This window comes from Sphingomonas sp. IW22 (genome assembly GCF_041321155.1).
GTDB lineage: Bacteria > Pseudomonadota > Alphaproteobacteria > Sphingomonadales > Sphingomonadaceae > Sphingomonas.
On record NZ_JBGGWB010000039.1, the window covers coordinates 1 to 1,281 of the forward strand.

At 36.9% G+C, this 1,281-nt stretch carries 1 protein-coding gene; it reads left to right on the plus strand.

Annotated elements, in window-relative coordinates; translation table 11 throughout:
* Window positions 1-168 precede the first annotated feature (168 nt).
* The gene (locus ACAX61_RS19575) at window positions 169-1,203 is read left to right on the plus strand and encodes a hypothetical protein (protein WP_370716213.1); all 1,035 of its coding nucleotides are present in this window, start codon (window positions 169-171) and stop codon (window positions 1,201-1,203) included.
* Window positions 1,204-1,281: the final 78 nt, after the last annotated feature.

The window sequence follows — 1,281 nt, forward strand, 5'->3', positions numbered from 1 at the left end:
ATATTAGGGGTACCGGAAAGAAACCGCGTTTTTTTATATACAAATTGTTATCATAATTTACGCTTTGTTAAAATATATCAATATATTAAATATGTAGTATAATAATTTGAAATAGATTTAATTATCATTATAATATAAAATAAAACTTATTTTAGTTCTGTTCAATCAATGGGTGAATATATTCCAGATTCAAGTCATATCAGACATTGTCTTCTTATGGAATATAATAAAAAATGTAATGCAACTGAAGCCCATAGAAACATATGTGATATCTATGGAGATGTAATAAGTATCCGTCAGTGCCAGGAGTGGTTCTCTCGATTCCGATCGGGAGATTTCAGTCTTCAGGATAAGCCAAAATCTGGACGACCATCAGCGTTGGACAACAATGAATTGAGAGCTGTGGTCGAATTAAACCCCCGTCAAACAATCGAAGATATGGCTCAGACTTTTGGATGTAGTTGGTCTACCATTCAGGAACATCTATTAGCCATTGGAAAGCACTATAGAGTTGGGAAATGGGTTCCACATAAATTATCTGAAGAAAACAAACAAATGAGAATTTCGACCTGCCAATCATTACTTATTAAACATGAAAAGGAACAGTTTCTCCGAAGCCTGGTTACTGGTGATGAAAAGTGGATACTTTTCGAAAATCCTGCTTGTAGAAAACAATATCTGTCTCGCGGACAAAAGCCACTAACGACAGCAAGATCTTCGCTTCATCCGAAAAAAGCACTTCTCTGTGTATGGTGGGACCAGATTGGGATAATTCATTTTGAATTACTAAAAATGGGTCAGACCGTGACTGCGGAGATCTATTGTCAACAATTGGAACGCTTACATGAAGCATTGATAGCCAAACGTCCGGCAATGGTCAACAGAAGAGGGATTATCCTCCAACAGGATAACGCTCGTCCGCACACCGCAAAAGTAACGCAACTGAAAATCAAGAGTTTCGGTTGGGACATCCTCTCCCATCCTCCATATAGTCCCGATATTGCTCCTTCGGACTATCATTTGTTTAGGTCCCTCCAACACTTCCTTGCTGGAAAATGCTTTGATGATAATGATGCTGTCAAAAATGCCCTATTGGAATATTTCGACTCAAAAAAGCCTTCCTTTTATCAGGAAGGTATTGAAAATTTGGTGCAAAGATGGACTGATGTCATCAACAATGATGGCGATTATATTGATAAATAAATGTATTTTACTGTTCCGTTATAAAAGTTTTAGTTTTTGATAAAAAAACGCGGTTTCTTTCCGGTACCCCTAATATAT